Genomic DNA, 7,898 nt, shown 5'->3' with positions numbered 1-7,898 from the left:
CCGCACCCGATTCGGATCACGATCGTCTGGCAAACACTTGGCGGCCGCCGCCAGCAACCCTAGGCGCCGCTCGACCTGTCGCAACAGCAGCGCACCGCCCGCATCCGAGCTGATATCGCCACCCTCAAACTCGGCCTCGATCCTGGCGCGGCCAAGATGCCCAAAAAGTTCGCCTTGAACGGTACACTCTGTCATGACGGTCCTTGTTATTCAGCGTAGACAACTGAATCTTAAGGGAAAACCACGCCGTCACTCATTCTTCTGATGAAATATCCGGGCTAGCCAGTTCAAATCGGAGGGCCTGCAGGGATGAGCATCCGGCGCATCCTCGCGGCCAGCGACTTCTCAGCGGCAGCACAGCGGGCCGCCGACCGTGCCGTGCAGCTGGCCGAGGCGGCCGGGTCATCGTTGCTCCTGTTGCATGCTCGCCAGCACGGCAGCTGGCTGGAAGGCCTAGGGGCGAACGAGGTCGATCCGCAGCTGCGTCAACAATTGGACGCAGCCATCGGCGACGCTTTGGAGGCCGAGCGCTCGCGGCTGGCCTCGGGCGGCGTCGAAGTGCAGGCCGAGCTTCTGCCCGATGCCCTTTATCGCGAGCTCGATGGTTTGTTGGTGCGGCGGCCAGCGCAACTACTGGTGATGGGTGCGCACGGCGAAGCGTCTTGGAAGGACCTGCTGCTGGGTTCGACGGCAGACCGGGTGCTGCGACTGCATCGGCTGCCGGTGTTGCTGGTGCGCAATCCCTGCGTTGGCCCCTATGCGCGGATCGCACTGGCTACCGATTTCTCCGCCGCCAGCGAGCAGGCCGCGCGCTTCGCTCTCGACTTGCTTCCGGCTACTCGCGCGATGTTGGTGCACGCGCACGAGCCCGAGTTCCAGTCCTCACTGGCGTTTGCCGGTGTGGTCGCGACGCTGCGCGAAAGCTACCTTGGTGAGTCAGCGCGTCGCGCGCACGGGAAGATGACTCAATTTGCCCAGCGCCTAGGCAAGTCCGACGCCCTGCCGGCTCTGCGCAGCGGTCGCCCCGGGAGCGTGCTGCCAGCCTTGGTCGAGGAGGCGTCGATCGAACTGATGGTGTTGGGCGTCAGCGGCCGCTCCGGCATCGAACGCGGCCTGCTCGGCAGCGTCAGCCGACACGCCGCCACTGATCTGTCTTGCGATGTTCTGCTGGTGCCAGCGTGGGCGGTCGTGAGCCATCGCTGGGGCATGAACACAATGCAATGAACTTCCGTTGTCACGAGTCAGTCGGTTGTGAATCAGACTTTCGGTTCGTGCTTCTTCGTTTAGATGGCGCACATAAGCACTCATCCAGCGAAAACCGTGATCTCTTCACGATCGTGGTAGAGCTGGCGAGCCCGTAGTTCGATACTGCGGCCGCTTTGATGCTGGATGAGGTCGAGGCAACGTTGGGTTTCGTCCCAGCGCTTTTTCATCGGCAGCTTGAGATTGAAAATGCTGCGGCGACACCAGCCTTCGCGCAGCCAGGTAGCCATGCGATCGGCGACCCGAATCGGCTGCTCGACCATATCGCAGACCATCCATTCCAGCGGCTTGGCCGGGTGCCAGTTGAAGCCGTCCTCACGCAAGTGCGTTATCAAACCCGTGGCTAGCGCCGAGTCGGCCAAGGGGCCGTTGTCGATTGCACTTACCTGAACATGGTGTTTGTGTGCCAACACCCAGCTCCAGCCGCCTGGAGCTGCGCCCAGATCGGCAGCGCGCATTCCGGGCTTCAGCCAGGTCTCGCGTTCGGTGTCTGTGAGCAGTACCAGCAAGGCCTCTTCCAGCTTCAGCGCCGAGCGCGACGGCGCATCCGGATGGCTGCGCAAACGTGGGATGCCGCCCGGCCAGGCTGGGCCCCACGCTGACTGGGCGCGCCCGACGACCATTTCGTTGCCGCTCAGCAAGCCGATGTGCAGGCGCGGCTTGCGGTCATTGTCGCTGGGGTCGAGCCAGCCGCGCCGACGCAATTCGCCGCGCAGGGCATTGCCAAGTGCACGGGCCAGCGACGATAGCGGACGCCCGCTATCGCTGTCGGCATGCTCGATCTGCAAACGTCCGAAGCGCTGGCCGGGAAAAGCGTCCGGCAAGCTTTCCAGCAATGGGCCCAGGCGATCATTGGGGTCGAGCCCACTGAGATGCAGGTGCTGCAGAAAACTGGCGCGGGCAAAGATCAGTTGGCGTGGATCAAGCTGTTCCAGCTGCGCTGCCGACTCACCGATGTACTGCACGAAGCCGAGGTCGCGCACGGCGCGCGCATAGCCATGCAAACCTGACCCTGCACAGCGAGCCTGCAGTTCGGCGGCCAGTTCGGGCTCGAAGCCGCTCCGGCACCATGAGAACCAGGCGAATTGTTCAGTAACGCTGGCCGGCATGCTGGCTGTAGTTACGAAGCACCTGACGCGCAGGCTCGCGCAGGACATCGCGACGGACGCGAATTCCTCGTTGTTCGAGCTCGCCTACCCAATCGCTGGGCAAGGGGCCTTCATCGAACTCGGTCAGCTCCATGACATCTTCGGCGCGAGCGCCAATCAGCATTTCATCGAGGCCGGCCCAGAAGCTGGCGCCGTAACACATGCAGCAAGGCTGGCTCGAGGTGGCAAGTACGATCGGCGTATTCGACTGGGCATCCGGGTCGTTCAGACGAAACATCTGCAGGCGCTGTTGTGCCGTCATGAAAGCCATCATCTCGGCATGTGCCACGGAACAGGTCTGCGGTACCACACGATTGACGCCGAGGGCGATCAACTCGCCATTGCCGGCAAAGATCGCCGCGCCGAACGGGCCGCCGGTGCAGGACTGTACATTGCGCGCCGACAGATCGATGGCCAGGGCCATTTTTGCTTCATCGGTTTCGTAGCGCTGGCCGACCAGGTCGAGCTCGTGAACCCATGCCGGCAAGGTCAGATGCACTTGCCCGTAGATCATTGCGTGATCTCCTGTTCGCCGCCCTGCATGCCGGTCTTCGCCGCGCAGCGTCCCTGCACGCACTGACAGGACTCGATGCTGGGAAAACCGCAAATACTGCTGCGCCCTTCGCGTGCGCATTCGGCCTTGACCTGATCGGGGAAGGTGGGGCTATCGGCATTGACGCATTGCGGGTAGTAGCCGCAGCAATTGCCCACATCCTTCACAGCACAATCGGCATCGACCTTGCAGCTATAGTCCACTTCGCCCGGCTTTGCTTTCACCATGTTCGACGACGGGGCAGGCGAGGGCTGGGCGCTGCTGCCCCCGAGCAGCAGCCGGTCATCGGGTCCGGGTCGGCTGGCGGCACAGGCGCTCAGGGCCAGTGCCAGCATCAGGATTGCGATCGCAGCTAGTAGCGCGGTTCTCATTTGCCGGCCTGCTTGGCCCAGGTGTCGCGCAGGCTGACACAGCGGTTGAACACCGGATGCGCCGGTTGATGATCGCGACGATCGGCAACGAAATAGCCTACGCGCTCGAACTGCATGTTCAGTTCGTTCGGGCAGTGGGCGGCGGCCGGTTCAACAAAGCCGGTAACGAAGCGTTTGGATTCGGGGTTGATGTGCGCCCGATAGCCCGGGCCGCCATCGTCCTCGTCATCCGGCGTCGGCACGTTGAACAGGCGGTCGTAGAGTCGAATCTCCGCCGGCACGGCATGGCGTGCGCTTACCCAGTGAATGGTGCCCTTGACCTTGCGGTCGGTGGCACTGCCGCCGGGCCGGGTGTCCGGATCGAGTTCCACATGCACTTCCATCACTCGATCGCCGTCCTTGACCAGTTCGACACAGCGCACGATGCCGATGCCGCGAAGGCGCACCTCGCCGCCCGGGACCAGGCGATGGAAGCCCTTCGGCGGCACCTCCATGAAATCCTCGCGCTCGATCCAAAGCTCGCGGCTGAATGGCACCTCGCGTTCACCGCGGCTCGGGTCTTTCGGGTGATTGGCAAAACGCAGGGTTTCCTCATGCTGCTCGGGCAGGTTGCGAACCACCAGTTTCAGCGGGTCGATCACCGCCATGCGGCGCTCGGCGTGGGCATCGAGGTCGTCGCGCAGGGCCTGTTCGAGCAGGGAGAAATCGGTCAGCGAATTCTGCTTGCTGATGCCCACCCGATCGGCAAACAGGCGCAGCGAGCTCGGTGTGTAGCCGCGCCGGCGCAGGCCTTGCAGGGTGGGCATGCGTGGATCATCCCAGCCATCGACATGCTTTTCCTGCACCAGGGCGATCAGCTTGCGCTTGCTCATCACGGTGTAGTTGATGTTAAGTCGCGAGAACTCGATCTGACGCGGCTTGGCGGCTTCCAGATGCCACCCCTGGGCCGACAACGGCGCCAGCAGTTGCGGGTTCGCGGTCAATCCCACCTGATCGACGAACCAGTCGTACAACGGCCGGTGGTCTTCAAACTCCAGCGTGCACAGAGAGTGAGTGATGCCTTCGATGGCGTCGCTCAAACAATGGGCGTAGTCGTACATCGGATAGATGCACCAGGCATCGCCGGTGTTCTGGTGAGCGATCTTCTTGATCCGGTAGATCGCCGGGTCGCGCAGATTGATGTTGCCCGAGGCCATGTCGATCTTGGCGCGCAAGGTGCGCGACCCGTCGGCAAACTCGCCGGCGCGCATGCGGCGGAACAGATCCAGATTCTCCGCCACCGATCGATCGCGAAACGGCGACGGCCGACCCGGTTCGGTCAAGGTGCCGCGATAGGCACGCACTTCCTCGGCACTGAGATCGCAGACATAGGCCACACCGTCCTGCACCAGCTTCTCGGCGCACAGATAGAACACTTCGAAGTAATCCGAAGCATGGCGCAACTCATGCCAGTCGAAGCCCAGCCAGCGCACGTCCTCCTTGATTGCCTCGACGTACTCAGGGTCTTCCTTGGCCGGATTGGTGTCGTCAAAACGCAGGTTGCAGGTGCCGCCGAATTCCTCGGCGACGCCGAAATTCAGGCACAGCGACTTGGCGTGACCGATATGCAGGTAGCCGTTGGGCTCCGGCGGGAAGCGGGTGTGAATCTCGGCATGCTTGCCCGATTGCAGGTCATCGCGAACGATGTTGCGGATGAAGTCCTGGCGAACGGGCGCGTTGGGGTCGACAGCAAGGGCGGTCATGAGAGATCGCTATGGGGAAACCTCGCATTTTACTTCGGCCGGGCTGATCCTGCTGCGGTTGTTGAATGTCCGCTACCGGATGGGTGAGTCGGGCGCCCGCTCGGCGTATGCTTGAGGCTCCTGGTCGAGGACTGGCGATGCGTCCCGTATACGAGGCAGAGCACCTTATCGACGCGCATATGGCCCGCGGCTGCCTGATGGCCGCGGGCATACAGTCAGAGGTCCGAGGTGAAGCGCTGACCGGCGCATTGGGGGAGTTGCCGGTGCGCGGGTTGATTACAGTCTGGGTGAGTGTCGACGATGTCGAGTTGGCACGTAGGGTAATCGGGCAATGGCTGGACGACCTGTCGGCCCCGAATCAATGCGAGATTGAAGCATGAGTCGCGGTTTGATCTGTTTGTTTTTGTGCTGTCTGACCCTGGTCTGTTATGCCCAGGGCGAAAGCATGTCCAGCGAACGGGCCGAGGTGCGACACGCGCGCTTGTCGATGGATCAGACCTCTCAACAGGCGCGCAGCGCGCTGGAAGCGGGTCTGCCGATGGCGCAGGACACCCTGCTGTTGCAGCCGGGAACGGCTGAGGTCGACTGGTTCTGGCTGCGAGCGCCGACCGATTCCTTGATCGGGCCGGTCTTGCGTCTGGACACCGCCTTGGTTGAGTCGTTGCAGGCCTTCGATGCGGCCAGCGGGGCGGAGCTCGGCGCCACTTCCTATCTCGGGGCCGGTCGTGGTTCGCCCTTGCGCTCAAGCTTTGTATTCGATCTGCCGGCAACGGCGACCGAGGGTGTACTGATCAGAGCCGAGGTGCCGGTGCGGCAAGTGTTGAGCTGGAACGTGCTGTCAAGCCGAGCGCAACTGGAGGCTGATCGCGCCGCCGGCATGATTGCCGCCGCCGCCTACGCCGCCATGCTGGCCAGTGCCTTGGCCAGCCTCGCCCTGACCTTGGCGGTGCGTGAGTCGGTGTTCCGCTTCTTCACTGCATTTGCCGTGCTGGCGGCGGTCTGGTTGGCGGCCGCCGATGGCCATCTGTACGAGCTGCCGGGTATGGCGGCGCTAGATTGGCGGGCCATCCCGGTGCTCGGCATGGCCTGCGCGGCCGCCATTCTGGCCTTCGCCCACCGATTGCTGGGGCTGTCTGCCACCGCCTTGCCCCTGGCGCGCTGGAGTGATCGGGCGGCGATTGCGCTGTTGCCGCTGGGCATCGTGCTGGCATTGTTGCCGGCTGAGTCGGCGTCCCTGGCGCTGAGTCTGATGGCTGTGATCTTCGTACTGGCCTGCCTGGCACCGGTTCTGCTCGCCGCCTGGAGTTGGAGCCTGGGTTCACCGGTAGCCGGAGTGCTCTGTGTTCTGTGGCTGGTCTGTCTGCTGGCGTTCGGAACCCGCGGCCTGGCCTTGATGGGGCTGCTGCCGGCGAGTCACGGCTTGGCCTTGATCTATCAAGGTGCAGCGGCACTCGGCGTGGTGGGCTTGTCGGTGGCACTGACCGACCGGGTCATCGTGCTGCGCCGCCAGGCCGAGGCCATCAGCGAAGCGCATGCGATCAGCAGCGCCGATCTCGCCCTGGAAAAGCAGCGTCGTCAGTTTCTCGAATCACTGGAAGACGTGGCGCAAAACGCGGCGTCGGACGGAGATCTGGAATGGCGTGCCTTCCGCCTGTTGTTGCAGTCGGTGGCTGAGCTGGTACCGGCTCAGCGATCGGCCATCACCGCTACTGGATTTCGTGGCTACGATTTCTTGCTCAGCGAGCCGCCAGTAGCCAAGGCGCACTACTGCGAGCTGATGACCGAACGCGCCTCAACCCTGAAGGGCATTTGCCGAGCGCGCAACACCATGCAGGTTGACATTGAGCTCGATGTGGAAGGCGGGCAGCCATATCGCGCGCACTATGCCGTCTTGCCGCTTGCGGTGAGCAAGCCCGGCTGGGGCGCCTTGCTGATCGAACGCGAACTCGGTCAGCTGTTCTCCGATACCGAGCTCAATCTTGCTGCCGAGTTCGCCGATCTGGCGCTAAAAGTGATCGAGGAAAATGCCAAGAAGGCCGAGCTGAAACGTACGGCTGAGGTCGACCCGCTGACCGGTCTGATCAATCGCAAGACCGGTGAGGCCAGGCTGGAAAAATTGATCGCGGCCGCCGAGCTGGAGGGTGAGCCGCTGAGTCTGCTGTTTATCGATCTCGATCGCTTCCAGCCGATCAACCAGCGCTACGGCGTGAATCAGGGTGATCAGTGCCTGCGTCGAGTGGCCGATGTGCTAAGGCCGCTGGCAGGGCGAAACGATTTGTTATACAGGCACGGCGGTGACGAATTTCTGCTGGTGCTGCCGGGGGCCAGCCTGGAGCGCGGCGTCGAAGTGGCCGAACATGCTCGGGCCAATCTGGCCTCGCTGCGTTTTCAAAGTGAGCAAGGGCCGTTCAAGCTCACCGCCAGTATTGGCGCAGCACCGGCGATGGCCAATGACACGCCAGCCAATCTGGTTGACCGCGCGGAGCGCGCTTCGGGCTCGGCGAAAGGCGCCGGGCGCAATCAGGTCAAGAGCAATGCCGGCAAGGGCAGCAGTCAGGCACCCGAGCATCCGCTGTATTTCTGAGCGCCGCACATTGGTCTCTCCCGCAAGGGGAGAGAGACCGATGCGCACTGACAACGCGCGCCGGCTGGCGCCCGGAACTCTCTCCCCAATATTTGGGGAGGGTTGGGGTGGGGTTAGCCCGGATATTTCATGAGGTCGCGCCGAAAGATCCGGCAATTCCAAGCGGGGCGAGAGTTTCGACCGATGGTGTTGAGATAACAGAGTGTTGGCGATCTTTCGGCGCTGGCACGGCCCTCA

General features: G+C 63.1%; 8 protein-coding genes. 3 read left to right on the top strand and 5 right to left on the bottom strand.

The features are described from left to right. Positions 1-195 (bottom strand): transposase (locus IFO71_RS20970; protein ID WP_192031644.1); only part of this gene is annotated, 195 nt, incomplete at its 3' end. Positions 196-309: 114 nt separating this feature from the next. Between IFO71_RS20970 and IFO71_RS20965 the strand changes: the two genes are divergently transcribed. After that, positions 310-1,224, top strand: a complete 915-nt coding sequence (locus IFO71_RS20965; protein WP_192031643.1) for a universal stress protein — start codon at positions 310-312, stop codon at positions 1,222-1,224. A gap of 80 nt (positions 1,225-1,304) precedes the next feature. Here the strand turns inward: IFO71_RS20965 and rlmM are convergent, their stop codons facing one another. The 4 genes from rlmM to IFO71_RS20945 are packed head-to-tail and all read right to left on the bottom strand — an operon-like array spanning position 1,305 to position 5,077. Beyond that, positions 1,305-2,372 carry a 23S rRNA (cytidine(2498)-2'-O)-methyltransferase RlmM gene (rlmM, locus tag IFO71_RS20960; RefSeq protein ID WP_192031642.1) on the bottom strand — a complete coding sequence of 356 codons (1,068 nt, stop codon included), beginning with the start codon at positions 2,370-2,372 and terminating at the stop codon, positions 1,305-1,307. Further along, the gene (locus IFO71_RS20955) at positions 2,353-2,925 is read right to left on the bottom strand and encodes a nucleoside deaminase (protein WP_192031641.1); all 573 of its coding nucleotides are present in this window, start codon (positions 2,923-2,925) and stop codon (positions 2,353-2,355) included. Before IFO71_RS20955 ends, rlmM begins: the two co-directional genes overlap by 20 nt. Then, positions 2,922-3,335, bottom strand: coding sequence for a hypothetical protein (locus IFO71_RS20950; protein WP_192031640.1), 414 nt, complete (start codon positions 3,333-3,335; stop codon positions 2,922-2,924). Before IFO71_RS20950 ends, IFO71_RS20955 begins: the two co-directional genes overlap by 4 nt. Next, entirely contained in the window at positions 3,332-5,077 is a 1,746-nt protein-coding gene (locus tag IFO71_RS20945; RefSeq protein ID WP_192031639.1) for a glutamine--tRNA ligase/YqeY domain fusion protein, read from the bottom strand. The genes IFO71_RS20950 and IFO71_RS20945 overlap by 4 nt, the downstream gene beginning before the upstream one ends. A gap of 137 nt (positions 5,078-5,214) precedes the next feature. Here IFO71_RS20945 and IFO71_RS20940 point away from each other — a divergent pair, with 137 nt between their 5' ends. Then, entirely contained in the window at positions 5,215-5,457 is a 243-nt protein-coding gene (locus tag IFO71_RS20940) for a putative signal transducing protein (RefSeq protein WP_192031638.1), read from the top strand. 8 nt (positions 5,458-5,465) lie between these two features. Beyond that, positions 5,466-7,661, top strand: coding sequence for a sensor domain-containing diguanylate cyclase (locus tag IFO71_RS20935; RefSeq protein ID WP_192031637.1), 2,196 nt, complete (start codon positions 5,466-5,468; stop codon positions 7,659-7,661). Positions 7,662-7,898 lie beyond the last annotated feature (237 nt).

The organism is Pseudomarimonas arenosa, assembly GCF_014841215.1.
GTDB lineage: Bacteria > Pseudomonadota > Gammaproteobacteria > Xanthomonadales > Xanthomonadaceae > Pseudomarimonas > Pseudomarimonas arenosa.
Note: the sequence above shows the minus strand (reverse complement) of the source record. Positions and strands in the feature narration are given on the sequence as shown.